This window comes from Thalassobius sp. Cn5-15 (assembly GCF_022347685.1).
Classification (GTDB): domain Bacteria; phylum Pseudomonadota; class Alphaproteobacteria; order Rhodobacterales; family Rhodobacteraceae; genus Thalassobius.
Map to the genome: position 1 here is coordinate 369,787 of NZ_JAKRGF010000002.1, position 25,958 is coordinate 395,744.

A 25,958-nucleotide genomic window follows, 5' to 3' on the forward strand; every position below is an offset into this window, starting at 1 on the left:
TCTTACCCCCCCGTCCGCGCCAGCCGCGCCTCTAGGCGGGTGACAACATCGCTGGGCACCGCGTCCTTTTGCAGCGTTTCGCGCATGCGCTCTTTTACATCCTCAGGCATCCGCTTGTTGCCTTCAACAAAGGCCAACAGACGCGCGCGCTGCTCATCGCTGAGCGTGATCATCTCAGGCACCGCCTCCGTACCAGCAGGGCCAAGCGCCCGCACCTTTATCCCCGGCCCCAAAAGCGGCGTGCGTTGTGTCACGATCTGACGCCCGCGCAAGCCTTGCCCACGCACCAACACGTCATCGCCCTGACGGCGCAGCAGATTGACTGGCAGCGCCTCAATCCGACCCTCCTCACCCAATGCCAGCACCCGACCGTCACTGCCCAGACTGCGCGCAGGCAGACGCACCACGCGATCCAGAGCCGGTTCTTCGACCGACACGGTGACAAAATCGCCGGGTTTCATCCCCCGCGGTGCGGCGAGGCTGGCAAAGATCAACCGGCCACTCTGCCCCTCCGCCACAGCGGCACTGTCTCGACTGATCCGGCCAGAGGTCGACAGGTCAATGCCGCTGGTATCCAGCGACACGGTCACCGTGGCAGGGATCAACTCGCCATCCTGATCAAGCAACCGCGCGTGCTGCGCGGTAGACACGCGAAAGGCCACTTCCAGCGTGCGGCCATCGACCAGACGGGCCAATTGTTCATTGGTGCCCACCAGCCCGCCCGCCACGACAGATACCTCTGACAGCGTACCGTCAAATTCGGCGCGCACCACAGTGTCCGCCAAACGGCGCGCGGCCTCTTCGCGGGCAATCTCTGCGCGTGATAGGGCGGTTGCGGCGCGATCTACACGTGCCTCTGCCTGCGCCAAGGACTGACGCCGTGCCACTGCTGCCTGACGGGCAGAGGCGGCCGCAAGTTCCGCAACCTCGACTGCCGCCGCGGTGGAAACGCCGCGTTCCTGCAATCCCTCTTGGCGCTCAAAGGCACGTTGTCGCAGATCAGATTGCTCCTCCGCCGCTGCCAAATCCACATGCGCAAGTTCCAGAGAACGGGCCGCATCACGGGTTTCAGCCTGACCGTCGAGCAGGTTAGCCTCCGCCCGGTCCAGAGCGGATTGCGCGTCAGCTGGATCAATGCGCAGCAGAACGTCGCCCGCACGCACCTCCCCGCCCTCTTTCATCGCATCAGACAGCTCCACAACCGTACCCGCCGCCGCTGCCCGCAAAACCAACGACCGGCGGCTTTCGACCTGACCAAAGGCCTCCAGCCTCGGGATCACGGTTTCGGGCTGTGCCTCAACCACCGCAACGGCAAAGATCCGCTCCTGCGCGGGCCGTGACCGCCCCTCATCCGCCAATCGCTCCTGCACCGCGCCACGCACCAAAGCGACCGCGTAAAACAATAACGCCACAGTTACCGCCAGTAGAAACAGCCCGGTCAGGCTTTGTCGCAAAAAACGCATATCTCTTCCTTAAATACAGGCATTTGGGGGGCCACTTCCATAGGTAAGCCCCAAGGCTGCAAAGCCAAGTCTCTCTTCTTATACGAAGCAGAAATAGTTTCCGTCGCTTTTTTCTGACGGCGAAGTGACGGGCGCGTGACGTCAGCCCCCTCTACATCCGTGCCCCTTCACCCCTTGCTGCGGCGCTTGTGTTCCTCAAGCCGGGGAAAAATCTCGACGAAATTGCAGGGCATGTGGCGGTAATCCAGCTGGTATTTCAGGATTTCATCCCAGGCATCCTTGCACGCCCCTGTACTGCCAGGCAGGGCAAACAGATAGGTGCCGCCCGCGACGCCACCTGTCGCGCGGCTCTGCACGGCAGAGGTGCCGATTTTCTGCATTGAGACGATGGTGAATACGGTGCCGAATGCGTCAATCTCTTTTTCATAGACATCGCGGTGCGCCTCCACCGTGACATCGCGACCCGTCAGGCCAGTGCCGCCCGTCGAAATCACCACATCCACCACTGGATCAGCGATCCATGCGCGCAACTGGTCGGCAATTGCATCGCGTTCATCACGGATGATCTGACGATACGCCACCGTATGGCCCGCCGTCTCTATCCGACTCACCAGCGTGTCACCGGACCGGTCCTGCGACAGATCGCGGGTGTCCGAAACGGTTAGCACCGCGATGCGAACGGGAATGAACTCTCTGCTTTCATCAATGCGCGACATATATGAACTCTCTGCTTATCCGCGTTCCAGAAGGGCAAGGCGCACCGCCAGCCCGGCAAAAATAGTGGCGCTGATGCGGCCCAGCCAGCGGGCAAACAGCGGGCTTTGCATCATCACACGTCCGGCGCTGCCAGCAAATATACCGATCCCACCGTTGATGAGCGCCCCACCTGTGGCCAGCACCGCGCCGAAAATCATAAACTGCGCCAACACCGCGCCGCGCGCCGGATCAACGAATTGCGGCACAAAGGCCAGCACGAACAAGATAAACTTGGGGTTCGTCAGATTCACCATCAGCCCCTCCCGAAACGCCCGCACTGTCGGCGCGGCCACAGCATCTGTGCTGAGGTCGGAAGGGTTCAACGACATCCACGCCACATACAGGAGGTAACACACCCCCAGCCAACGGATCACGTCAAAGGCCACGGGGAACGCCGCGACCAGTGCAGACAGACCCAAACCCGCCAGTGCAGTATGGATCACCCCACCAACTGAGATCCCCAGGCTGGCCGCCACCGCAGGCCGCGCCCCAGATCGCAATCCCTGCCCAAGGCAGAACAGCATATCCGGTCCAGGGGTAAGGTTCAGCGCCAGCGCTGCAGGAATAAAGGCCAGCAGGGTGACAGGATCAACGATCATGCCCACCTCAGCCGTTCAGGTAAGCGCGCAGCGCCAAAAGGTCGGTCCAAGTGTCCCGCTTCGCCGCCGGATTGTTCAGCAGGCGCTGTGGTTCCAGCATCGGCAGCGCGGGTATGCCCAGTGCCTCCCCCCATTGGCCGCGCAGACGGGAAATGCCGCGTTTGGCCAGCAGCGCCTGACAGGGCAAATTGCCCATCAGCACCAGCACATCAGGTTTGGCCAGCTGAATGTGACGTTCAAGAAACGGCTTCATCATCGCAATTTCCGCAGGCGACGCATCCCGGTTCGTCGGCCCACGCCACGGCAGGACGGTGGTGATATAGACGCCGCTGTCCCGCTCCGGGCTGGTGCGGTCCAGATCAATCGCGGCCAGCATTTTATCGAGCAGCGTACCTTGGGAGCCAACATAGGGTTTGCCCAAACGGTCCTCTTCGCGGTTCGGCGCTTCGCCCACGATCATCACGCGGGCCCCGGCCAGACCATCCCCGAACACAAGGCTGCGCGCGCCCTGTTTCAATTCACAATGCGGGAAGGTTTCCAAGGCCGCGCGTAGGCTGGGCAGATCATTGGCGGAGGCGGCGGCCGCGCGCGCCTCTGCCGGTGGATCAACCTTGGGCTTCGCCACAGGTGCCGGCGCACGGCGTTTGCCGTCAGGCCCAGCTGCGGCGGCAGCGGGTTTGGGTTGCGCCTGTTGCAGGTCATAGCGATTAATCGGCGCCGCGCAGAGCGTTTCATCAACGCCCAGCTCCAGCTGCCAATCCAACATCGCAAGCGCGACATGATAGTCTAGGGCCGATTCCACCTGTTCCATAGTCTGAAGTTACCGCGCAGATGCGACAGGTGAAAGGGTGGTTACAAAACGGCTCACTTCTGCCCGATACGCGGCTCTTCGCCCTTGCGCAGGCGGGCGATGTTGGCGCGGTGCGTCCAGAAGATCAAGAGCGTCAGCGCCGCACCCATCACGATCATCTGACCATACCCCAACACCACCATCCAAAAGGTCGAGATTGCCGCCGCCACCAGTGCAGACAGCGACGAAATCCGCGCAATCACCGCCGTGGCCAGCCATGTCAGACAGGCAGCGACACCAACGGGCCACGCCAGTGCCAGCAACAAGCCAAGGAAAGTCGCAACCCCCTTGCCGCCCTTGAACTTCAGCCACACGGGGAAGCAATGGCCGAAAAACGCCATCAGACCCGCCAGTTGTGCTGCATCCTCACCGGCAAAGGCACGGGCCAGCAGAACCGCAACCGCCGCCTTACCACCGTCAAGGATCAGCGTCAGCGCTGCGGCGAGTTTGTTGCCGGTGCGCAAAACATTGGTGGCCCCGATATTGCCAGACCCGATGCTGCGCAGATTGCCCAACCCCATCACAGCGGCCAGCACCATGCCAAAGGGGATCGAGCCCAGCAGGTACCCAATCAAGGCCCAAAGGCCGAGGGTCGTAGGATCAGACAGCAGGTGAGGCATCACAGTTCTCCGAACACGGGGGCGCCGTTTACATATGTTGCCAGCACTTTGCCCTGCAGGCGCTGACCGTCAAAGGGGGTGTTTTTCGATTTCGAGCGTAGCTTGAACCGGTCCAGCACGAAAGGCGCATCAGGATCAAACAACACCAGATCCGCCGGTGCGCCCGTGGCCAGACGCCCCGTCGCCAACCCCAGCCGCGCAGCAGGGTTCAACGACATCGCGCGCCACAGTTGAGGCATCGTCAGATCCCCCGAATGATAAAGCCGCAGCACCGCCGGCAGGAAGGTTTCAAGGCCCACGGCACCACTTGCCGCCTCTTCAAACGGCAGGCGTTTGCTTTCTTCATCTTGCGGGGTGTGGAAAGAGGAGATCACATCAATCACCCCCTCGCGCAGCGCCGCAACCAGTGCCAGACGGTCATCCTCGGCCCGCAGGGGCGGTTTGACCTTGAAGAAGGTGCGGTAGTCCGCGACGTCGAATTCGTTCAGCGTCAGATGGTGGATTGAGGTGCCCGCGGTCACGTCCAGCCCGTTCGCCTTCGCCCGCTCCAGCGCAGGCAGGGCGCGCGCTGTTGTGATCTGGTCAAAGTGGTACTTGGCGCCGGTCATCTCCAACAGCGCAATATCGCGATCAATGCCCATGCGTTCGGCCATCGCCGACACGGCAGGCAGACCGCGCAGGGACGCAAACTTGCCCGAGGTGACGGCAGCGCCCTTCGACAGGATCGGTTCCTGCGGGTGGCCCATGACCAAAGCGTCCAGCGATTTGGCATAGGACAGCGCGCGGGTCAGAACCTTGGTATCGGTGACCACATGATCGCAATCGGTGAAGGCCACGGCACCTGCGTCCTGCAGAAACCCAATCTCGGTCATCTCACGACCCGCACGGTCCTTGGTCAGCGCAGCCATTGGCACGACATTCACTGGAGCCGCTTCTTGCGCACGGCGGGTGACGAATTCCAGCGTTTCAGGGTTGTCGATGGTGGGGGTGGTGTCGGGACGGGTGACAATGGTGGTGACCCCGCCCGCCGCTGCCGCCTGCCCGGCGGTGCCAAAGCTTTCCTTGTGCCGCTCACCCGGCTCGCAGACTTTCACGCCGATATCGACGATGCCGGGGGCCAGATATTTGCCCTGCCCGTCGATCACCTCTGCGCCCTGGGGCACTGCGACCTCAGCTCCCAGCGCGGTGATGACGCCGTCTGTCACCAAAAGGCTGCCCAGATCAGCCGTTCCGGCCTCTGGGTTGACGAGGTGCACATTGGTGAACAAGAGCGTGGTCATGAGCGGTCCTTTGGTCTGTGTTCTTTTTGCTGCGGCCTTGTGGCGCTGTGTAGGCGTGAACGGCCTGTGTGGAAAGGGCGAAGTGCTCTAGCGGTTGCCAGCAATCGCCTGCGCCCGCTCGATGCGGGCAATGGTGTCTTCACGGTCGGCCTGAAACTTCAGCAAGTGTTTGTCGCCCGCATGGGTGATCACCTGCACCGCAGAGCCGAGCTTGCGAATTTTAGCAATCTCCACCAGACGCATGTGGCGACCCTGCGGGCCCAGCAAGCGGGTTTCGGTCATGTCCCAGCGCGCCTTTAGCTCATCAGACGCCAGATAAAAGGCACGCACAGCGATGGCCGCCAGACCGCCGATGGCGCCGGTCCAGATATGCGGATTGCCAAGGATCATCAGAATCGCCATGCCACAGGCCATTGCGCCCGCTGCCAGCCAGGCATGATCACGCCAATAGGCCGCACGATCAGGATGGAAACTATGTTGTACGCTCTCACCGTCCTGCAACGGGGTGGTCGGAGTCATTTGCGGCATCAAATCGGAATGCATCATGCACCTCCTGTCAAAGCAGCGTAAATCGCCAAACAGCCAAGCAGCACCATCGCCGCCGTCATCAAATAGACCCAACGCGGTGTTGGCGTGGGAGCTGCGGGCGCGCTGCCTTGCAGCAGTTCGCCGACAGCGGATTGCGACCGCAATGGGGTAAACTCCAGATCGGGCACCTCTTCGCTCCATGCGCCGATAGGCGTCACCGCAGAGACAGGCGACAACGTCACCGACTCACCTTTGAAAACCTGCGGGTAGAGGATCAACACAACGCCCGCCAGCGCCTCAAGGCGGGCGCGGTCAGGTTCCAGCGCCTCTTCGGGCAGGCCATTGGCCTTGATCAGGTAGTTCATCAGACCAAAATCCGACAGATCGGCCAGATCGAACACCTCAACCCGCGTGGCATCAATCGCCTCAACGCCGAAGAGATCGGCCAAATGTCCCTTCGCCAACCCCGGCTCGGCATTGGCCAAAATGGCACCCAGACGGTCCAGTTCTGCCTGATCTGCGGCCAGCGAAAACAACCGCACACCGCGCGGTTCCTGTGGACGGACCGAGAGCAGTTCAAGCATCAGCAGCCCCGATATGGTGCAACCGCATCATTCAGGCGATCCAGACCATCAGCGCGACCAGCGCAAACATCACCAGCAGCGCATAGGTCGCAACCTTACCGGACATGCGGGGATCTTTGGGATCTTCCATCGGCTCAGACCTCCACCGCTTGGGTGCCGCGTGCCTCAGCCCGTGCAGTCCGCAGGTTGCGCGCCAGCAGGTCCATTGCCGCCATCCGCACCGCAACGCCCATTTCCACCTGTTCCTGAATGACGGAACGGTTGATGTCATCTGCGATCGTGCCGTCGATTTCGACGCCACGGTTCATCGGACCGGGATGCATCACGATCGCATTATCCTTGGCGTGAGCCAGCTTGGCCGCATCCAGACCGTAGCGGTGGTAGTATTCACGCTCTGACGGGATAAACCCACCATCCATACGCTCCTTCTGCAAGCGCAGCATCATCACCACATCCACGTCTTTCAGGCCTTCCTCCATATCGTGGTAGACCTCAACGCCAAACTGGTCGATCTGCGATGGCATCAGGGTCGGCGGACCCACCAAACGCACGCGATTTTCCATCTTGCCCAGCAGGATCAGGTTCGACCGGGCCACGCGGCTGTGGGCAATATCGCCGCAAATCGCGATGTTCAGGCGGTGCAACCGCCCCTTGGCGCGCCGAATGGTCAGCGCATCCAGAAGCGCCTGCGTCGGGTGTTCGTGTTTGCCATCACCGGCGTTCAGCACCGCGCAGTTCACCTTCTGCGCCAGAAGGTCCACCGCACCAGAATGCGGATGGCGCACCACCAACAGGTCGGGGTGCATAGCATTAAGCGTCAGCGCGGTATCAATCAGCGTCTCGCCCTTTTTGATCGACGAGGCCTGCATCGCCATATTCATCACATCCGCGCCCAGACGTTTGCCTGCCAGCTCAAAACTGGCCTGCGTACGGGTGGAGTTTTCAAAGAACATGTTGATCTGCGTCAGCCCTGCCAGCGCATCAGCGTGTTTCTGGTCCTGACGGTTCAGATCCACATATTGGTCAGCCCGGTCCAGAATGGCCGTAATCTCCATCGGATGCAGGGGTTCGATCCCCAGAAGGTGCTTCTGCGTGAATGTCATGGGCCCTCTCCAATGCGGTGCTGCCTGCTTATAGAAAGGGCATTGCCACGGGGCAAGCAGGCGCTACGTCCCATTTGAAATTAAGAAGATGCAGCGCTGCATCCATCACACCGCTGGGAGCACGCTGCCGCCATAACGCCCCACCGTTCACGCGGACCCCGCTAAAACGTTACTGTGTATATACGCACAAGTCTCACGCGTTCACCCACACTCAAATCTTGTTGTTTTGAACGTGATCGCAGCAGTGCCCATTTTTTCTACACCACGGCGCGATTACGTCGTTGGAAGAAATTCATCGGCAGGTCTCGGAAATTACGCCGCCCCAGCCAATCACAAAGATAAGGACTAACATCATGAACCCGATCAAATCCCTCATCGGCGGCCTGGCCGTAGCTGTTGCACTGACCTCCACCGCTTTCGCGGCTGGCACTGAAGTAAACGCAACCTCCACCGGCCTGGCACTGCGTGGCTATGACCCTGTTGCCTACTTCACCCTGGGTGAACCGACAGCAGGTTCGCTGGACTTCACCTCCACCTACGAAGGTGCGACCTACCGCTTCGTTTCCGCTGACCACAAAGCACAATTCGATGCCAGCCCCGAAGCCTTCGCGCCTCAATACGGCGGCTACTGCGCCTTCGGCACCGCCATGGGCTTCAAGTTCGACGGCGACCCCGAAGTATGGAAAATCGTTGACGGTGAACTGTTCCTGAATCTGTCCAGCGCTGTTCAGGTCCGTTGGGAAGAAGATCTGACCGGTCTGATTAACACCGCTGACGTCAAGTGGGGCGAAATCGCCGACAAGACTCCGGAAGAGCTGCAGGCACAATAAACTGTCCTGAACTCTGCATGTGTGGGAAGGCGGCCTCTTCGGAGGTCGTCTTTTCTTTTGCCCGCTGCCGAACGCCCCAAAGATCAGCGGCCAGCGCGGATCGCCTGCGAATAAGACAGGCCCGGATGCAGTGCCTCTGCCCCTGTCGGCAGCAACGCGGCATCATAGCGATCCTGCAACGACCCCTCCCCACCCAGCACGCCGAGGTTTTCCAGATAGCGTGGCAGACGGCCAGACAGAATCAGGCTGCTGTCAATCGGCAGATCCGATTGCAGATTGCGCGCCAGACCATAGACCACCGTGGTGCAATTAGCAGAGATTGTATTATAAAACTGCGGCGCCGCCTCTAGATCCTGCGCCAATTCTACGTAGGACATGAACATCTGGCGGCGGTGTTCGGGCGACAAATCCACAGAGAACATCCGCACATCCTCGCCACGGTGATCAGCGCGCAGCTTGACGATGTCGCGTTCCTTGGCCCCGATCAGCACCAGTTCGAACTGACGGAAAAACCCGCCCACCTCGCTGAACACCTCATCCGCTTCACGCCGGATTTCAACCGAAAAGGCGACCTGTTCCCCATCCGTGAAGCCAAAACTAACCAGCAAATGCGCAATATCAGGGTTCGACCAGACAGATGTGAACATGTCCACGCTGTCCAACTGCGTCAGATCATAGGTCTGCGACACCCATGCCTCTGTCGCGGTATCACGATCCTGCCAGTCAAAATCGCGCAGGTTCGACAGGGTGACCTGATCGCCCGCAACCCGCGCCGTCACCCCATGCGCCACATCCGGCGCCCAAAGACGATCCGCACGCGGCGTGATCGTTTGATACCACCCCAAAACCACCAGCGCAGTGACCGCCAGCAGCGCCCAGCCTAAACGGCGTTTATGAAACTGCACCCGTAGCGCACCAAGGACGAGCGCCACCAGAAGCGCCAGCGCAAATGTGCGCAGGGCCCCATCCGTGTTGAGCCACAGCGCCGTCGCCGACCAAGCGGCACCAGCAAGGGTGATGATTGAAAAAAGAACGTGCGGGAGGATACGAAAAAAGCGAGACATCATCCCGCTCTCTTACCTGTCTGTCCCCTCAGGGTAAATCCATCCCCTGCACTGACGCCACGCCGTTGCGCTCAGTAGCTGTAATCCGCGTAGATGCGGGTCAGATCACCGCCCCAGTCGCCATTGTAGCGCGCCAGCAGCTCATCCGCAGGAACCTGACCGCTGTCGACCGATTCCTTCAATGCGTTAAGAAAATGGGTTTCATTTGGCACCAAACCACCGGCGCCTTCACGGGCACGGGCGATCAGGCCTGCCTCAGAAATATCCAGCACTTCACGTGCCAGATCGTGCATCTTGATGCCGTTCACTTCGGCCTGCAAACCGTCGATCGACGCCTGAACGCGCAGCCCTTCGCGGGTTTCCGCGTCCCAGCTCTTGACCAGATCCCAGGCCGCATCCAACGCACCCTGATCATACATCAGCCCCACCCAGAAGCCGGGCAATGCACACAGACGACGCCACGGGCCACCATCCGCGCCGCGCATCTCCATGTATTTCTTGATCCGTGCTTCGGGGAAAGCGGTGGTCAGGTGATCGGCCCAATCGCTCAGCGTCGGCACCTCACCGGGCAACGCGGGCAGCTGCCCCTTCAGGAAATCGCGGAAGGACTGGCCCAGCGCGTTGATATATTTGCCCTCGCGGTAAACAAAATACATCGGCACATCGAGCGCATATTGAACATACCGCTCAAACCCCATGCCGTCCTCAAAAACAAACGGCAGCATGCCAGTGCGCGCGTCATCAAGGTGGCGCCAGATTTTCGAGCGCCAGCTTTTGTGGCCATTGACCTGCCCCTCAAAGAAGGGCGAGTTGGCAAAGAGTGCCGTCGCCACCGGCTGCAACGCCAATGCCACACGCAGTTTTTGCACCATGTCCGCCTCTGACGCGAAATCAAGGTTCACCTGAACAGTGCAGGTCCGGCGCATCATCGCGCGCCCCATGGTGCCAACCTTTTCCATATAGTCGTTCATCAGCGTGTAACGACCTTTAGGCATCAGGGGCATTTCCTCATGCGACCACAGAGGGGCCGCGCCCAAGCCGATGAAACCCACGCCGATCTCATCCGCGATATCCTTCACCTCACGCAGGTGAACGTTCACCTCATCACAGGTCTGGTGAATGGTTTCCAGCGGCGCGCCCGACAGTTCCAGCGCCCCACCCGGCTCTAATGACACGTTCGCGCCATCCTTAGTCAGCCCGATCAGATTGCCGCCCTCCTCAACAGGTGCCCAACCGTGCCGGTCGCGCAGCGCCTCTAGCACCGCCTTGATCGACCGCACGCCCTCGTATGGCAGCGGTTTCAGTGTGTCTTTGCAGTAGCCGAACTTCTCATGCTCGGTGCCGATGCGCCAATCGTCCTTGGGCTTGCAGCCAGAGGCAAGATATTCTGCCAGTTGATCGTGATGTTCGATCGGCCCGCCGCCGGATTGAGGGATGGACATGGGCTTGCTCCGTTTTGGCTGCTGCGCAGGCGTCACTGCTGCGTGGAATCTAGGGTCAGATCAGAATGTCAGAAGGCAAAGATTTGTGGTCCGTACCGGCAATTGTCAATGCAACTTTCGCATGTCGACATGCCACAGCAGGATCTCTTCGCTTAAGGGTTCGTCAAGAGCGGCCTGAACAACCTTCATATCAAGGCCCGGCAGGTTCGAGAACACGTCAAACAACTGATCCGCGCCCTCTGCGTTCACAGGAATGTCAAGTGGTGTGGTGTCTTGAGCCAGAAGATACCAGCGTTTGCGCCCTGAGCCGTCCACCAGCATGCGGATCGATACCAGACCCTCCACCGCCAGTGCACCGCCAGTCTCCGGGCCAAAATAGCCCAGCCGCCCTTCATCCAGCGTCACCACACCAGCCCCACCGCCACCGCGATCAAACCGCGCACGGCGCAGGGCAAGAACGACCCAGACACCGCCAAGGATCACGATCAGGGCGCCAAGGGCGCGAAACAGTCCGAAAGACGTCAAAAACCAATGCGCCCCCAGAGCCGTCATCAGCGTCGCAATCAACACCTCACGCCAACGGCGCAGGCCAGCGGCGGCTTCGGGACGCATAAAACTCATGTTCACGCTCCTATCTCGACGGTCACATGCAATACTGCGACACGGTAGCTGCCGACGCGCTGAAAACCAATGGCCTCATAGGCACGTGACGCCGCATCGTTGTTGGAAAAGAGGAGTGCAGTTTTCGTGCCTTTTGCCCGCGCCTCAGCCAGATGAGCGGCGACAACACGGCGCGCATAGCCCTGCCCGCGCTGACCGTCAGGCGTATAGACTCCGCCAATCTGCACCATATCCTGAAACTGCGCATTAAAGGCCGTCATCGCAACCGGCCTGCCGCCAACGATCAACACGCGTGTCACGTCACCCTGAATGGCATTCACCGCCCGTTCAATCGCGCGGGTGGTTGCATCAGGGCCGGCCATACTACCAGTGTCACGCCCATAGCCCAAATACCAAAAAGTCAGTGTTTCCACATCCAGCGTCTGCGGTGCACGGATATCACACGGACCATCGGGCAGGATCAGATCTGCGAGGTCAAGACGGTAGAGCGGTTCCACCGCATCTACAGTAAATGCCGCCTTTGACAGGCCCAGCGCGGCAATGGCATGGCCCACCTGTTCATCAGGGCCAGTGATTCCCTTGACCATACGCCCGCGTACGGCATCAGCAAAATCCGCCCATACGCCTGCGTCAGCCTCCGGCGCCTGACAGAGGCCAAAGCCTTCGTTCGTCAGACCAAAAACACCCCGGACCCTTTCCCCCGCCATCTGCAACAGATAGAGCGTACCATGCGGATGGTCGGCGTTGCCGATCCCCACTTCCTCAAGGTTTGAGCGCAGGAACATTGAGCTATTTGCGTGACGCGCCAGAAACACCTCCAGCGCGGGGCGATCAGCATCAGTGGCGGGGCGGATCATTACGGCATCCTCACGAGCAGAATTTCAAAAGGGAATCAGTCACCAATCGCCCAAGTGTTGCTGCCAGATCGTCAAAGCCGCAACCGCTGCGGTATCAGCGCGCAAAATGCGTGGCCCCAGACTGATCACATGGGCAAAGGGCAGCGCGTGCAGGCGTTTGCGCTCCGTATTCGAAAACCCGCCCTCCGGCCCGATCAGAATTGCCCATTTCTCGCCCTTGTCACGTGCGGCCTCTGACAGTGCCTTGCCTGCGCCCACCTCTGCTTCATCACAAAAGACCAACTGACGATCCTGCGGCCAGTCGGCCAGCAGACGGTCAAGGCGCTGCAAATCACAGACCTCCGGCACATAGGTGCCGCCGCATTGCTCGGCCGCTTCGACCGCATGGGCCTGCAGCCGGTCCTGACGGATGCGCTCGGAATTGGTGTATTCGGTCTGAACTGGCAGGATCCGCGCCGCGCCCATTTCCGCCGCTTTTTCGACGATAAAATCGGTGCGTGCCTTTTTGATCGGAGCAAACAGAAGCCACAGATCGGGCGGCATCTGCAAGGGCCGTATCTGCTCCACACAGGTCAACGCCCCCCCGCGTTTCCCAGCCTGATCGACGCGGGCGCGCCATTCGCCGTCCACACCGTTAAACAGCGCCAGTTCCGCGCCCACCTTCTGGCGCATCACGCCAAAAAGGTAATGCGCCTGATCACGGCCCAAGGGAACCGATTGCCCCTGCCCCAAAGGATGCTCTACATAAAGGCGGATCTTAATGCTCATGAGGCCTTTCTATGTCTGACCAGCCCCATACGCCAGCCCAGAATGGCCCTGAACCAGATAGCGGCACAGTCGCTGACGCCGTCACAGGCAACTGGGTCGATCACCTGGCACCCGCATGGTCGCGCCCCTACCTGCGCCTCAGTCGTGCGGATCGTCCCATCGGCACATGGCTGCTATTGATCCCCTGTTGGTGGGGGCTGGCGATGGCGATGCTGCATGACGGGCAGGCCAGCCTGCACGATCTATGGATCGCCACCGGCTGTGCCGTGGGTGCGTTTTTGATGCGCGGCGCGGGCTGCACATGGAACGACATCACAGATCGCAAATTTGACGGCGCAGTCGAACGCACCAAATCCCGTCCGATCCCATCAGGGCAGGTCACGGTGAAACAGGCGCTGGTGTGGATGGCGCTACAATGCCTGATATCACTCGGGTTTCTGCTGACGCTGAACACCGCAGCAATCATCGCAGGTATTGTCGCCATCGTGCCTGTAGCGATCTACCCCTTCGCCAAACGGTTTACATGGTGGCCGCAGGTTTTCCTTGGGGTGGCGTTCAACTGGGGCGCCCTTCTGGCATGGGTCGCGCACACCGGCAGCCTGCACTGGGCGGCGGTGGTCCTCTACTTGTCGGGCATTGCATGGACGCTGTTCTATGACACCATCTACGCGCATCAAGACAAAGAGGACGATGCGCTGATCGGGGTTAAATCCACAGCCCGACTCTTTGCCGAAGAAACCCCGAAATGGTTGAAACGCTTCCTCACACTTGCCGTCCTGTTAATGGCGCTGGCGGTGGGGCTGGCGATGACTGGAACCAGCGCGGCGTCCCCCTTTGCCCTTCTGATCGCCCTCCTTGGGCCATGGGCGTTTGGCGCGCATATGGTCTGGCAAATGCTGCGCCTTGATACCGAAGACACGGGTGTTTGCCTGCGCCTCTTCCGCTCCAATCGCAACACCGGCCTGCTGCCCTTGCTGTTTTTCGCCACCGCGCTGCTGATGTGATTGCGCTAAGGGCCTAAGGGCCCTAAACATCGCTGGACCAATAAATAAAGACCGGACGACATGCGACTGTCCTCGTACCTTATCATCGCGGCAACCTTCGGGGTTGCGGGTGCCCTCAGCCTGACGGCCGCGGGCAGCATTGCCAATGTGATCGAAGACACCTCGGAACTGGCGGTGCGCAATGGTCTGGACGCTGCAGACCTGACATGGGCAGAGGTCCATGCCAACGGCCTTCAGGTCTACCTGACTGGCACCGCGCCCTCCGAAGCAGACCGGTTCAAGGCTGTGACCACCGCCGGGCATCTGGTCGATGCCGCACGGGTCATTGACCAGATGGATGTGGCCAGCACTGCCGATCTGGCACCGCCGCGCTTCTCTATTGAGATCCTGCGCAATGACGACGGGTTGTCGCTGATTGGCCTTATTCCCACCGATAGCGACCGCGACGCCCTGCTGGAAGCTGTGCGCAAGATCGCCGATGGCGGCACTGTGTCGGACCTGCTGCAAACCGCAGACTACGATATCCCCGAAGGCTGGCAGCGCTCTGTCGACTATGCGCTAGGAGCATTGAAAACGCTGCCGCGCTCCAAAATCTCAATCGAGGCAGATCGGGTCGCGATCACCGCGATGACCAAAACCGCCGAAGAGCTGCGCCGCCTGGAAACCGAACTGTCCCGCAAGGCAGATATGGAACTGGTTCTGGACCTGTCCGCCCCGCGTCCTGTGCTGACCCCCTTCACCCTACGTCTCGTCATTGATGACGGCGCCGCCCGCTTTGACGCCTGCTCCGCAGATAGCGACGCCAGTGCGCAGCGTATTGTGGCCGCTGCCAAAGAGGCGGGCCTTGATAACGAACAGATGAATTGTACCGTCGGCCTCGGCGTGCCCTCACCCCGCTGGGCAGAGGCGGCGGAGCAGTCGATCAAGGCGCTGGCGTTCCTTGGCGCGGGTTCCGTCACCTTCAACGACGCCGACATCTCGCTGGTTGCGGAACTGGGCACCGATCAGGCGCAGTTTGACCGCGTGGTGGGCGAATTGGAAAACACCCTGCCGGCGGTCTTCTCTCTGCATTCTGATTTGCCCAAACCGACCGCCAAAAATGACGACGGCGATGCGCTGGAGTTTACCGCCACCCTGTCGCCCGAAGGTCAGGTGCAACTGCGCGGCCGTATTAATGATGAGTTGAGCCGCACCGCAGCCGAAAGCTACGCAGTGGCCCGTTTCGGCAATGCAAACGTTCACACCGCCGCCCGTCTGGATAAGGCCCTGCCCAAAAGCTGGTCGTTGCGCGTGCTGACCAGCCTTGAAGCGCTATCACTGCTGTCAAACGGCTTTGTCAGCGTCACACCCGATGTGATCCGCGTACAGGGCAACACTGGCCGCCCCGATGCTTCGGCCCAGATCGCGGGCTTTCTGGCCGAACGCCTAAATGAAACGCAGCGTTTTGACATCGACGTCACCTATCTGGAAAAACTGGATCCAATCGCATCCCTGCCAACCCCCGAGGAATGCGAAACGCAGGTCAACGACATCCTAAAGGTACGTAAAATCAATTTTGAACCTGGTTCAGACACACCCGATGCCTCGGCCCAAGGCGTACTGGATGACATCGCCGCAGTCCTGAAAGCCTGCAGCGAAGACCTGAAGTTTGAAATCGGTGGCCACACCGACAGTCAGGGCCGCGAAAGCATGAACCAGGCTCTCAGTCAGGCGCGTGCCGCAGCCGTTCTGTCTGGCCTGCGCGAACGCCGCCTGCTGACCTCTGCCTACCGTGCGGTCGGCTATGGCGAAAGCCAACCGATTGCCGACAACGGCACAGAGGACGGCCGCGAGGCCAACCGCCGCATTGAATTCAAGCTGATCCGTCCTGCCGCCACCGACACCAGCGCCGAGGATGAAAACGCCCTCGACGCGATGGCATCCGAAGGCGCAGAGGCGGCAGCGCAAAACACAGATAAGGCCACGCCAGAGGCCGAACAGACGAACGAAGGAAACTAATCCTTATGGAGCGCACGCAATTCATCATGGCCACTGCGATTATTCTATTCGTGGCCTTCTGCATGGGGTGGTTTGCCTATTGGCTGATCCACCGCTTCACCCAGATTTCAAAATCGGACATGGGTGAATTGGACCGTATGGCGCAGGAACTGCACGAAGCAGAGGAAACCCGCGATCAGGCGATCACCTATTTGCAACAGCGCGAAGCAGAGCTGACCACTCAGCTGAGCCAGACAGAGGCAGAACTGGCCGCCACCATGGATGGCCTGCGCGAAGCCCGCCATGAAGCCGAAGAGCTGCGCGCCCATCTGGAACGCAGCGTCTAAGCCCACCCGCGCCAATAAAACACAGCTAAGACAGCAAACAAAAACGCGCGCCAGCCGGCGCGCGTTTTGTGCTGCAGCGACATCGCCAGCTAACTGGTTTGGGCCGTTTCCTTAGCGCGCGGTTCCTCCAGCGATGCCTCCTGCAAATCATTCAACAGATCCAGTAGCAACTCCAACCGCGCTTCTCCCAGACCAGCCTTCAGCTGTTGGCACAGCAGCATTGCTTCGGCCATGTTCGCATCAACCACCATGCGACCGGCATTGGTCAGCGTAATCTGCTGTTTACGCCCGTCATGAGGGTGCGGCTCCCGGTAAATCAGCGCTTTGCCTTCCAGCGTGTGCAGGATCCGCGTCAGCGATGGCAGCAACAAACAGGCACGTTCGGAAATCTCTGTCGGATCCAGAACGCCGCATTCCTCCAATACCCGCAACACACGCCACTGCTGCTCTGTCAGCCCGACTTTGGACAGCATCTGACGCACCGGCCCCAATACTTTTTCACGCGCCCGCAGAAGGGCAATAGGCAAAGATCGCTCGGTAGTTAAAGGAGGATTACATTCATACATGGCAATGAACCTATCTTTCAGAGTGGTAAAAATAATAAAGGCACTTGGATCAGCTACTCGGGGGGGTTTAGCTGGGGCCGTTATAGATGAAACAATGCCCCGATCTTTGAGCTATGACAAAACATACAGGCTATGTGCGTCCTATTGGGGCTGAAGCGTGGCACCTTGACCACAATCCAGAATGGAAGTTTTGATGATAGATCAACTAGAAGAAATCGTAGGTGGCAAATATGTGCTGCACGGCGACGATCTGGCAGGCTGGCGCCATGACTGGACGGGGGCGTATGGTTTCGAACCACTTGCCGTCGTGCGCCCCGCTTCAACGACAGAGGTCGCCGCGGTGGTCCGCTGGGCCAATGGCACGGGCACCGCGCTGGTGCCTGTGTCGGGCAACACTGGTCTGTCTGGCGGCACCTTTGCAAACGGTGCCGTATTGTTGTCGCTGGACCGGTTAAACCGCATTCGCGATCTGCGGCCCGATGCCCGCGTCGCGGTGGTGGAGGCAGGGGTGATCCTGTCCACGCTCCATGACGCGACAGAGGATGTGGATATGATATTCCCCCTCACCTTTGGGGCGCGCGGGTCGGCTATGATCGGTGGATGCCTGTCGACAAATGCCGGCGGCTCGAACGTACTGCGCTATGGCAACACCCGCGATCTGGTTCTGGGGATTGAGGCGGTGCTGCCCACCGGTGAGGTGGTCAACCTGATGAGCGAGCTGCACAAGAACAATTCGGGCTATGATCTGCGCCACTTGCTGATCGGGGCCGAAGGCACGTTGGGCATCATCACCGCTGCGGTACTGAAACTGCATCCCAAACCGCGCGCCTACGCCACCGCGATGGTCGCGCCACAGTCGCTGGACGGGGCGCTGCATCTGCTCAACCAGTTGCAAGAGGCCACGGGCGGCGCGGTAGAGGCGTTTGAGTATATGCCGCGTAGCCATATCGAGGTGCACAAACAAATCGATCCGCAGGCGCGCGAACCGTTCGAGGCACCGCAAAACATCAACATCCTGGTCGAGGTTGCCGCCACTGCCCCCCGTGATTGCACCCCCGGCGCAGACGGCCGCCCCGCCATCGCCGCCCATCTGGAAGACACGCTGGCAGTCATGTTTGAGGACGGGCTGCTACTGGACGCTGTGGTCGCCCAGAACGAAGCTCAACGCACCGAGATGTGGGCGCGCCGGGAAGCGGCGGCAGAAGTCGCGATGTCGCGCAAACCCTTCATTTCAAACGATATCGCCGTGCCACTCGATAAGGTCGCGCCGTTTCTGGACACCATGGCCACCCGCCTGCCCGACTGCGATCCAGAGGCGCAAGAAATTATTGTTGCCCACCTAGGCGACGGCAATGTGCATTACACCGTCTGGCCTTCCAGCGACAATGCAGAGCTACGCGATCAGATCATGGAGTTGATGGAGGATGTGGCGCTGTCCTTCGGCGGGTCGTTTTCTGCCGAACACGGCATCGGCCTGTCCAAACTGCCCTCTATGCGGCGGCGCAAAGACCCGCAGGCCATCGCCACGATGAAGGCGATCAAGGCCGCCCTAGACCCCAAGAGCATCCTAAATCCCGGCAAACTGTTGCCCTGAATGCCCCAGAACGACAAAGCCCTGAAGAACACCTTCGGGGCTTTTCAATTCTAAACCTACGTCGGGTCAGCCGCGCCAGCTAAAGAAATCAGGCCCCGCCTGTGCCAGCATGTCCTTCGCCATCGCGCGGCCCAGTTCCGCACCGTCCGACACCGCACAGGTGCGGTCATCTCGGATCACCTCTGACCCATCAGGGCGCAGCACCTCACCACGTAGGCGCAACTGGCCGCGCTCCAGCGTTGCCAGCCCCGCAACAGGGGTTTCACACGACCCGTCAAGAGCGGCCAGAAACGCCCGTTCCGCCGCCAGCCGCTGACCGGTTTCGCCGTCATGCAGCGCCGCCAGCATTTCACCCGCGCGATCGTCATTTTCGCGCCGCTCAATCCCGATGGTGCCTTGGGCAATCGCGGGCAGCATATCCTCAGGCGCAATGGCCGAGCGCGCAGTGTCCGCCATGCCCAAACGGTTGAGGCCCGCCTTGGCCAGAAATGTCGCCTCCGCCACGCCCTCTTCCAGTTTCTTCAGGCGGGTTTGCACGTTACCGCGAAACTCCACCACTTTCAGATGCGGGAACTTGTTGAGCAGCTGCGCCCGACGGCGCAGCGACGACGACCCAACAACCGCCCCTTCGGGCAGGTCCTGCAGGCTCTCATACTTCAGCGATACAAAGGCATCGCGCACATCCTCACGCGGCAGAAAGGTATCCAGAAGCAGGCCGGCGGGCTGCTCCACCGGCATGTCCTTCGTGGAATGCACCGCGATATCGATACCGCCGTCCAGCATGGATTGCTCGATCTCTTTCGTGAACAACCCCTTGCCACCCAGCGTTTTTAGCGGCGTATCTGTCTTGATCAGCGACATATCGTCACCGGTGGTCTTGATCACCACCACCTCAAACGCCGCCTCCGGCAGGTCAAAAGCCGCCATCAGACGTTCACGCGTCTCATAGGCCTGCGCCAGCGCCAGCGGCGATCCACGGGTGCCAATTTTCAGGGGCGAAGCGGGGGTGGGCAAAGTCAGTGTCATGCGCCTAGCTCTAATCGGCGACTGGGAAACAGGCAAGGGGCGCGAAAGCCCCACGCCTGCGGCGATTGATCCCGCAGAGGATGCACCCCTTGACATCAGCGGCCCAGAAGGGGACGAACCCCACAAGCGAAAGGAAACCCGATGTCCGAGCCACAAAAACAGCAAAAGAAAATCCTGCGCGCCCTCGCAGGTGACACGCTGCCCACGCCCCCAATTTGGATGATGCGCCAGGCGGGCCGCTACCTGCCCGAATATCGCGCCACCCGTGCGCAGGCGGGTGATTTCCTGTCGCTGTGCTATAACAGCGAACTGGCCGCAGAGGTGACGCTACAACCAATCCGCCGCTATGGTTTCGATGCGGCGATCTTATTTGCAGACATCTTGCTGCTGCCGCAAGCGCTGGGGGCGGACCTGTGGTTCGTCACTGGCGAAGGCCCGCGCCTGTCGACCACCACCACTGCCGGTCAACTGGCCGCGCTGAAGGGCAAGGATGACATTCACGAGGTTCTGAACCCCATCTATGACACCGTGTCGATCCTAAGCCGTGAACTGCCGTCTGAGACGACGCTGATCGGTTTCGCCGGTGCGCCCTGGACCGTCGCCACCTATATGATCGCCGGTCGCGGCACCAAGGATCAGGGTCCGGCCCACGCGCTGAAGGACGAAAACCGCGCGGTGTTCGAAGGCCTCTTGGACTTGCTGACCGACGGCACGATTGAATATCTGTCCAAACAGATCGAAGCGGGCGCCGAAGTGGTGAAACTGTTTGACAGCTGGGCCGGTTCACTGAAAGGCGCAGATTTCCAGAAATATGCGCTGGAACCCGCCAAACGCATCATTGCCGAGATCAAAAAACGCCACCCCGGCATCCCCGTCATCGCCTTCCCGCGTGAGGCAGGCGATGGCTACATCGGCTTTGCCAAAGCAACTGGCGCCGATTGTGTGGCCGTTGACAATTCGGTCAGTGCCGAATGGGTCGCAGACCATGTGCAGGTCGATGGCTGTGTGCAGGGCAATCTGGCCTCGCGCCACATGGTGACAGGCGGTCAGGACCTGATCGACGACACCCGTCGCATTGTGCAGGCACTGGGCAAGGGGCCGCATATCTTTAACCTGGGCCACGGGATCACACCGGATGCGGATCCTGAAAACGTCCAGCTGATGATCGACACCGTGCGCAACGGCTGATCATCCAACCGCCAATGAATAAAACCCCCGTTCGCCAGGCCGTGCACGGGGGTTTTCCTTTGCCGTTTGACCTCTTGCATCCCTGCAGCCAACGCGGCACACACGCCCTATGGTTCATCACGTTACCCCGCACGATCCCGCATGGGCCGAGGCCTTCGCAACAGAGGCCGCGGCGCTGCATGCCGCCCTGCCTGATGTGGCGCTGACCCTATATCATATCGGCAGCACTGCGATCCCCGGCATTCTGGCCAAGCCAATCATCGACCTGATGGGCGTAGTACCGGAGCTGGCGCAAATAGACCGCCATGACGACGCAATGCAGGCACTGGGCTATGAGGTGATGGGCGCCTTTGGCATCGACGGGCGCCGCTATTACCGCAAGTTTGATGCGAACGGCCAGCGCAGTCATCACCTACATGTCTTTGCCACAGGGGCACCGGACATCACCCGCCACCTCGCCTTTCGCGACTACCTGCGTGCCCACGATGATGTGGCAACAGAATACTCTGCACTAAAGGCGCAACTGACTGCTGCCGACACCGACTGGGAACGCTATGTGGAGGGCAAGGATCCCTTTATCAAACGGGTCGAACAGGACGCTCTGCGCTGGTATCAGGCGCGCCGCTAATGCCTCAGGCTTTTGGCCCCCGCCGCAACACCGCGCCGATCCACATCGACATCGCCGCTGGCACCCGCGACCGGTTGCGCAGCACCGGCGTATTTTCCGAATGCCCACCCCGCGCCTCACGGAACAGGATATACAGGCCAGAGACGATGATCACCCCCGCGCCCAACACGGTCGCGCGGTCCAGATGCTCATCAAAAAATACCAGCCCGAAAACCGTCGCCCACAGGATCTGCGAATACTGCATCGGCGCAACCACCGCCGCCTCTGACGCGCGGTAGGCAAACACCAACAGCAATCCCGCCGTAAAGCCCAACAGCGCAATCGCCCCCATCCCCGCCAGATCAGGCAGCGCTACGGGGCGATAGTCAAAAATCATCAGCACGCCCATCACCACAAAGTTTGCCGCCAACGGATACAGCATCATCACCACCGGACGCTCCTCCTGCCCGACCTTGCGGGAAATGACAAAGACCAGCGACCCCAGACAGGCCGACGACAGCGCCGCCGCATGGCCCAGCCCCAGATCCGACGATCCGGGACGCAGCACCATGATCACCCCGCAAAGCCCGACAATGATCGCCGCCCCACGGTGCACCCCCACCTTCTCCCCCAGCATCGGAATCGCCAACAACGTGATCAGCAACGGCATGGAAAACAGGATCGCATAGACCTGCGCCAAGGGCAGTGTGGTGAAGGCGTGGAACACACACAGCGCATTCGCGGTCGCCGCCACGGTGCGGATCAGGTTCCAACCGGGATAGACTGGCAACAGCGTGCCCGCTGTCTTGTCCCGCATCAGCATCAAGCTGACCAAAGGGAAAGAAAACAGCGTCGCAAAGAACAGCACCTGCGCCGGCGCATAGGCACTGCCCAGATATTTGATCACCACATCATGTGTCGAAAAAAGGCCAAAAGCGACCAGAGCATAGAGTGCGCCGGAAAGGTTCATCGGATGGATCCTGTTCGAGGGTGTAACGTCCGACAGCAGCCCCATGTCAGGATAAATGCGCCAGCATGTTTGCGCCACCAGACACGGAATCACCGTCCATGCGCAAGGGTTAACGTTAATTCTGTTTCAACAGTGTGACAAAGCAGACATCCGCCGTACACGGACAGATATAAGGGCGCGCTTATGCGGAACGAACCCACCTTACAGACGCAAAAAAACCCGCCGTTTAAGGCGGGCTTTTTATGGCGGACCGAGGAGGATTCGAACCCCCGACCCCTTGATTCGTAGTCAAGTACTCTATCCAGCTGAGCTATCGGTCCGTCTGTGGCGGTGTTTAGGCTTTGGCGCTGGTAGCTGCAAGCGGAAAAAGACAGAAAAATGAAATTCTTCTAAATTTTCTTTGAAAATATTTATCTTTCAATCACTTACAAAAATCACTCAATTGTCTGACGGCACCAAATCCAATTCTGAATCACCACGTGGCAAGAAGATTTCAAACACAGTTCCCGACTCATTGGTCTGTTTCAGGCGCAATTGGCCGCCATGTCCACGGATCAACTCCTGCGAAATCGCCAGCCCCAAACCTGTGCCGCCTTTGCTGACCCCACCTTGGAAGGGACGGAACAGATTTTCCTGCGCTTTGGGCGGCAGACCGGGGCCGGTGTCACTGACCAGGATCACCCAATGATCGTCACACTCTTTGGCCGCGACGCAAATTTCCCCGCCCTGCCCCGATTGCACCAGCGCAATACGTGCGTTGCGAATCAGGTTCGACAAAACACGGAAAATCTGTTCGCCATCGGCACGGATCTGCAGCGTCGCCGGAATATCCTCGGAGAAGCTGACATCATGCCCCCCCGCCGACAGCCGTTCGCCATCGATCACATCGCTGACCAAATTGGCCAGCTCGACCCGTTCCAATCGCGGCGCTGGTTCTTCCGCTTTGCCGAAGGCCAGCGTGGCCTCACACAAATGCACCGCGCGGGTGATCGAGTTCACCAGTTTCGGCGCCATCCGTTTCACGCCGGGGTCCTGCGACATTTCAATCCGGTCAGTGAACAGCTGCGCAGAGGTCAGCATGTTGCGCAGGTCGTGGCTGATCTTGGCCACCGCCCCTCCCAGCTGGGCCAAACGCTCTTTCTGTTTCAGCGCGCTGGTCAGTTCGGTCTGCATGGTTTCCAACGCCTCTTCGGCCTGACGCAATTCGAGCAGACTGGATTCGGGCGTGATGATGCGGCGTGTATCTTCGGGATCGCGGGCATAAACCTTCATATGATGAACCACGCCTTTGATCGGTTTCACCAGAAACGCCCGCACCGCAAGAAACAAGAGCAGCGCCGTCACCACAGAAATCACCGCCGACAGTATCAGAACCCTGAAACCATAATCCACCATCGCCGCACGTAACCCGCTGGTTTCCATGGTTATCTCGATCAACAGCCCGGCCTCACGCACCGGGTTGCCGATCACACGGATCACCTTGGGATCGGGATCGATCAGCCGTGCAACTGCATCGCGGATCAATTCCGCCGCGCCAGCATCGCGCAGGTCGAAACTGGCCGAGATTGCCTGTGGCATCGGCGCGGCCAGTATCAGCTGCCGCGCTTCATCGCGGCGCAGCACCACGTTGAACACCTCTGCGTTGCGCAGCAGTTCCTCCTCCAGATCGGGGGAGATCATGTCATCAGCCAACAACGCCAGAGACGCGATCTGCGCCCGCTCCAGTCGCGATAGCAGATAGTCTTCGCGAAACCGCGCGATGGAAGGCACGAAAATCATAACCTCAGCCAGCATCACAAAGATGATGGTCAAGATCAGGAAACGGCCAGAAAGGGTGTTCAACATAGGGTCTCCAATACTGCGCCCCTTTAAAATATGGGGCTCAGGGGGTCACGAGATCATGGCAGGAAGCGTTGCACCAGCCGCACCACCTTTTTCACCCGTAGGTTATCAAACAGTTTAGGCGAGAAATAGGCACCCGCGGCGCGCTTGTTAAGCTCTGCGATGGTTGGATAGGGTGCGACCATTGCGCTGACCCCCGACATCTTGATCTTATTCGCGATCGCCAAAGACCATGTGGCGATCAATTCGCCCGCCTGATGCCCAACGATAGAAGCCCCGACAGGACGCCCTTTAACCACCATCACCTTAATCAGGCCCCTGGTCTGACGGATCGCGATGGCGCGGTCGTTGTGGGAATATTCAAACCGCGCCACTTCCAGCGCATCGCCATGGATCTGGCGCGCTTGTTCTTCGGTCAGGCCCACCTGCGCCATTTCAGGATCGGTGTAGGTGGCCCATGGGATATGCGCGGTCACTTCTTTCGCGGGCAGGCCAAACAGCGCCTGACGGATGATCAGCCCCGCATGATAGCCCGCGACATGGGTGAACTGCAGCCCACCGGCCACGTCGCCGATGGCAAAAACTTTCTTGTCCGTGGTACGCATGCTGGCGTCCACGGTGACGCCCTTGGGCGTGTAGGCGATGCCTGCCTTGTCCAGATCCAAACTGTCGATATTGGCCTTGCGCCCCACCGCGACCAGCAGATGGGTGCCCTCTACTGCGCCTTTCGGGGTCTGCACGGTGATCGCGCCTGCGGTTCCGGTGATTGCCTCGGCCGGCGCGTCTTCAAGGATCTCGATCCCCTCAGCGCGCAGATTGTCCAGCGCGATGGTCGCCAGTTCCGGATCATCTTTGCCCAGCGCCCGCGCCCCTTCGATGACCGTCACCTTGCAGCCCAGACGCACATGCGCCTGCGCCATTTCAAGACCGATAGGGCCACCCCCGATGATGATCAGGTGCTCCGGCTTCTCACGCAGATCAAACAGGGTTTCATTTGTGTAAAACGGCACATCTGACAGCCCCTTGATTGGCGGCACCAGCGGCGACGAACCCGTCGAAATCACAATCCGGCGTGCGGTAATCGTGTGTTCACCCGCCTGCACCGTGCGCGGCGCGATGAAACGACCGTATTCGCGGATCACCCGCACGCCGAAGCTTTCAAACCGTTCCTGACTGTCCACCGGTGCGATCTGATTGATCACCCCCATGACATGATCCTTGGCGGCGGAATAGTCGACCTCAGCCGCAACCGGCGTGATCCCCATCGCAGCCCCCGCGCTCATCGCGTGAGCCGCATGACCGGCGGCCAGCAATGCCTTGGAGGGAACGCAGCCAAAGTTCAGGCAGTCACCGCCCATTTTGTGGCCTTCCAGCAGGGTCACGTCGGCACCCATCTGCGACGCCCCTGCCGCAACGGACAACCCGCCAGAGCCTGCACCAATGACCAGAAGATCGGTTTTAATGTCAGCCAT

General features: G+C 60.1%; 26 protein-coding genes and 1 tRNA gene. 7 read left to right on the top strand and 20 right to left on the bottom strand.

Translation table 11 applies throughout. The annotated features are described in order from the left end of the window. Positions 1–2 precede the first annotated feature (2 nt). From MHM86_RS07660 to MHM86_RS07700, 9 genes are all read right to left on the bottom strand, one after another. Positions 3–1,463 (bottom strand): efflux RND transporter periplasmic adaptor subunit, encoded by a 1,461-nt coding sequence (locus tag MHM86_RS07660; protein WP_239197599.1) that lies wholly within the window; start codon positions 1,461–1,463, stop codon positions 3–5. Between the two features lie 167 nt (positions 1,464–1,630). Beyond that, positions 1,631–2,179 carry a molybdenum cofactor biosynthesis protein B gene (gene moaB / locus MHM86_RS07665; protein ID WP_239197601.1) on the bottom strand — a complete coding sequence of 183 codons (549 nt, stop codon included), beginning with the start codon at positions 2,177–2,179 and terminating at the stop codon, positions 1,631–1,633. Positions 2,180–2,194: 15 nt separating this feature from the next. Beyond that, the gene (locus tag MHM86_RS07670; RefSeq protein ID WP_239197758.1) at positions 2,195–2,815 is read right to left on the bottom strand and encodes a LysE family translocator; all 621 of its coding nucleotides are present in this window, start codon (positions 2,813–2,815) and stop codon (positions 2,195–2,197) included. Between the two features lie 10 nt (positions 2,816–2,825). Continuing rightward, positions 2,826–3,620, bottom strand: a complete 795-nt coding sequence (locus MHM86_RS07675) for a uracil-DNA glycosylase (RefSeq protein WP_239197603.1) — start codon at positions 3,618–3,620, stop codon at positions 2,826–2,828. Between the two features lie 62 nt (positions 3,621–3,682). Beyond that, the gene (gene plsY, locus MHM86_RS07680; protein ID WP_239197605.1) at positions 3,683–4,288 is read right to left on the bottom strand and encodes a glycerol-3-phosphate 1-O-acyltransferase PlsY; all 606 of its coding nucleotides are present in this window, start codon (positions 4,286–4,288) and stop codon (positions 3,683–3,685) included. Continuing rightward, positions 4,288–5,568: a dihydroorotase gene (pyrC, locus tag MHM86_RS07685; RefSeq protein ID WP_239197607.1), complete on the bottom strand. Its 1,281-nt coding sequence runs from the start codon at positions 5,566–5,568 to the stop codon at positions 4,288–4,290. Before pyrC ends, plsY begins: the two co-directional genes overlap by 1 nt. An 87-nt stretch (positions 5,569–5,655) precedes the next feature. Continuing rightward, the gene (locus MHM86_RS07690) at positions 5,656–6,114 is read right to left on the bottom strand and encodes a hypothetical protein (RefSeq protein ID WP_370644091.1); all 459 of its coding nucleotides are present in this window, start codon (positions 6,112–6,114) and stop codon (positions 5,656–5,658) included. Beyond that, positions 6,111–6,680, bottom strand: a complete 570-nt coding sequence (locus MHM86_RS07695) for a hypothetical protein (RefSeq protein WP_239197609.1) — start codon at positions 6,678–6,680, stop codon at positions 6,111–6,113. Before MHM86_RS07695 ends, MHM86_RS07690 begins: the two co-directional genes overlap by 4 nt. A gap of 134 nt (positions 6,681–6,814) precedes the next feature. Next, positions 6,815–7,783 carry an aspartate carbamoyltransferase catalytic subunit gene (locus MHM86_RS07700; RefSeq protein ID WP_239197611.1) on the bottom strand — a complete coding sequence of 323 codons (969 nt, stop codon included), beginning with the start codon at positions 7,781–7,783 and terminating at the stop codon, positions 6,815–6,817. A 353-nt stretch (positions 7,784–8,136) separates the two neighbouring features. On the opposite strand from MHM86_RS07700, the gene MHM86_RS07705 reads away from it, so the two are divergent. Then, positions 8,137–8,613 carry a YHS domain-containing (seleno)protein gene (locus MHM86_RS07705; protein WP_239197614.1) on the top strand — a complete coding sequence of 159 codons (477 nt, stop codon included), beginning with the start codon at positions 8,137–8,139 and terminating at the stop codon, positions 8,611–8,613. A gap of 83 nt (positions 8,614–8,696) precedes the next feature. On the opposite strand, the gene MHM86_RS07710 is transcribed toward MHM86_RS07705, so the two are convergent. The 5 genes from MHM86_RS07710 to MHM86_RS07730 form a co-directional block, all read right to left on the bottom strand. After that, on the bottom strand, positions 8,697–9,677 hold the full coding sequence (locus MHM86_RS07710) for a DUF4105 domain-containing protein (RefSeq protein WP_239197616.1): 981 nt from the start codon (positions 9,675–9,677) through the stop codon (positions 8,697–8,699). A gap of 71 nt (positions 9,678–9,748) precedes the next feature. Further along, the gene (locus MHM86_RS07715) at positions 9,749–11,119 is read right to left on the bottom strand and encodes a glutamate--cysteine ligase (protein WP_239197618.1); all 1,371 of its coding nucleotides are present in this window, start codon (positions 11,117–11,119) and stop codon (positions 9,749–9,751) included. Positions 11,120–11,224: 105 nt separating this feature from the next. Next, positions 11,225–11,740 (bottom strand): hypothetical protein, encoded by a 516-nt coding sequence (locus MHM86_RS07720; protein WP_239197620.1) that lies wholly within the window; start codon positions 11,738–11,740, stop codon positions 11,225–11,227. A gap of 2 nt (positions 11,741–11,742) precedes the next feature. Continuing rightward, positions 11,743–12,597 carry a GNAT family N-acetyltransferase gene (locus MHM86_RS07725; protein ID WP_239197622.1) on the bottom strand — a complete coding sequence of 285 codons (855 nt, stop codon included), beginning with the start codon at positions 12,595–12,597 and terminating at the stop codon, positions 11,743–11,745. A gap of 39 nt (positions 12,598–12,636) precedes the next feature. Beyond that, the gene (locus MHM86_RS07730) at positions 12,637–13,365 is read right to left on the bottom strand and encodes a 16S rRNA (uracil(1498)-N(3))-methyltransferase (RefSeq protein ID WP_239197624.1); all 729 of its coding nucleotides are present in this window, start codon (positions 13,363–13,365) and stop codon (positions 12,637–12,639) included. A gap of 11 nt (positions 13,366–13,376) precedes the next feature. Between MHM86_RS07730 and ubiA the strand changes: the two genes are divergently transcribed. Genes ubiA through MHM86_RS07745 form a run of 3 tightly spaced genes read left to right on the top strand, consistent with a single transcriptional unit; the run spans position 13,377 to position 16,693 of the window. After that, positions 13,377–14,369 (top strand): 4-hydroxybenzoate octaprenyltransferase, encoded by a 993-nt coding sequence (gene ubiA, locus MHM86_RS07735; RefSeq protein ID WP_239197626.1) that lies wholly within the window; start codon positions 13,377–13,379, stop codon positions 14,367–14,369. A gap of 60 nt (positions 14,370–14,429) precedes the next feature. Beyond that, the gene (locus MHM86_RS07740; RefSeq protein WP_239197628.1) at positions 14,430–16,367 is read left to right on the top strand and encodes an OmpA family protein; all 1,938 of its coding nucleotides are present in this window, start codon (positions 14,430–14,432) and stop codon (positions 16,365–16,367) included. A 5-nt stretch (positions 16,368–16,372) separates the two neighbouring features. Then, positions 16,373–16,693 carry a hypothetical protein gene (locus MHM86_RS07745; protein ID WP_239197630.1) on the top strand — a complete coding sequence of 107 codons (321 nt, stop codon included), beginning with the start codon at positions 16,373–16,375 and terminating at the stop codon, positions 16,691–16,693. 89 nt (positions 16,694–16,782) lie between these two features. Here the strand turns inward: MHM86_RS07745 and MHM86_RS07750 are convergent, their stop codons facing one another. Then, a complete protein-coding gene (locus tag MHM86_RS07750; protein WP_239197632.1) occupies positions 16,783–17,220 on the bottom strand; it encodes a MarR family transcriptional regulator in 438 nt (145 codons plus the stop codon). Positions 17,221–17,452: 232 nt separating this feature from the next. Between MHM86_RS07750 and MHM86_RS07755 the strand changes: the two genes are divergently transcribed. Beyond that, a complete protein-coding gene (locus MHM86_RS07755; RefSeq protein WP_239197634.1) occupies positions 17,453–18,853 on the top strand; it encodes an FAD-binding oxidoreductase in 1,401 nt (466 codons plus the stop codon). A gap of 66 nt (positions 18,854–18,919) precedes the next feature. On the opposite strand, the gene hemC is transcribed toward MHM86_RS07755, so the two are convergent. Beyond that, the gene (hemC, locus tag MHM86_RS07760; protein ID WP_239197636.1) at positions 18,920–19,879 is read right to left on the bottom strand and encodes a hydroxymethylbilane synthase; all 960 of its coding nucleotides are present in this window, start codon (positions 19,877–19,879) and stop codon (positions 18,920–18,922) included. Positions 19,880–20,020: 141 nt separating this feature from the next. Between hemC and hemE the strand changes: the two genes are divergently transcribed. After that, positions 20,021–21,067 carry a uroporphyrinogen decarboxylase gene (gene hemE, locus MHM86_RS07765; protein WP_239197638.1) on the top strand — a complete coding sequence of 349 codons (1,047 nt, stop codon included), beginning with the start codon at positions 20,021–20,023 and terminating at the stop codon, positions 21,065–21,067. Between the two features lie 109 nt (positions 21,068–21,176). Continuing rightward, positions 21,177–21,695, top strand: a complete 519-nt coding sequence (locus MHM86_RS07770; protein WP_239197640.1) for a GrpB family protein — start codon at positions 21,177–21,179, stop codon at positions 21,693–21,695. Positions 21,696–21,699: 4 nt separating this feature from the next. On the opposite strand, the gene MHM86_RS07775 is transcribed toward MHM86_RS07770, so the two are convergent. The 4 genes from MHM86_RS07775 to MHM86_RS07790 all read right to left on the bottom strand — a co-directional run bounded on the left by MHM86_RS07775 (position 21,700) and on the right by MHM86_RS07790 (position 25,958). Beyond that, a complete protein-coding gene (locus MHM86_RS07775; protein WP_239197642.1) occupies positions 21,700–22,644 on the bottom strand; it encodes a DMT family transporter in 945 nt (314 codons plus the stop codon). Positions 22,645–22,887: 243 nt separating this feature from the next. After that, positions 22,888–22,964 (bottom strand) — tRNA-Arg (locus MHM86_RS07780). A gap of 118 nt (positions 22,965–23,082) precedes the next feature. After that, positions 23,083–24,489, bottom strand: a complete 1,407-nt coding sequence (locus MHM86_RS07785) for a HAMP domain-containing sensor histidine kinase (protein WP_239197644.1) — start codon at positions 24,487–24,489, stop codon at positions 23,083–23,085. 53 nt (positions 24,490–24,542) lie between these two features. Next, positions 24,543–25,958, bottom strand: a complete 1,416-nt coding sequence (locus MHM86_RS07790; protein WP_239197646.1) for an NAD(P)/FAD-dependent oxidoreductase — start codon at positions 25,956–25,958, stop codon at positions 24,543–24,545.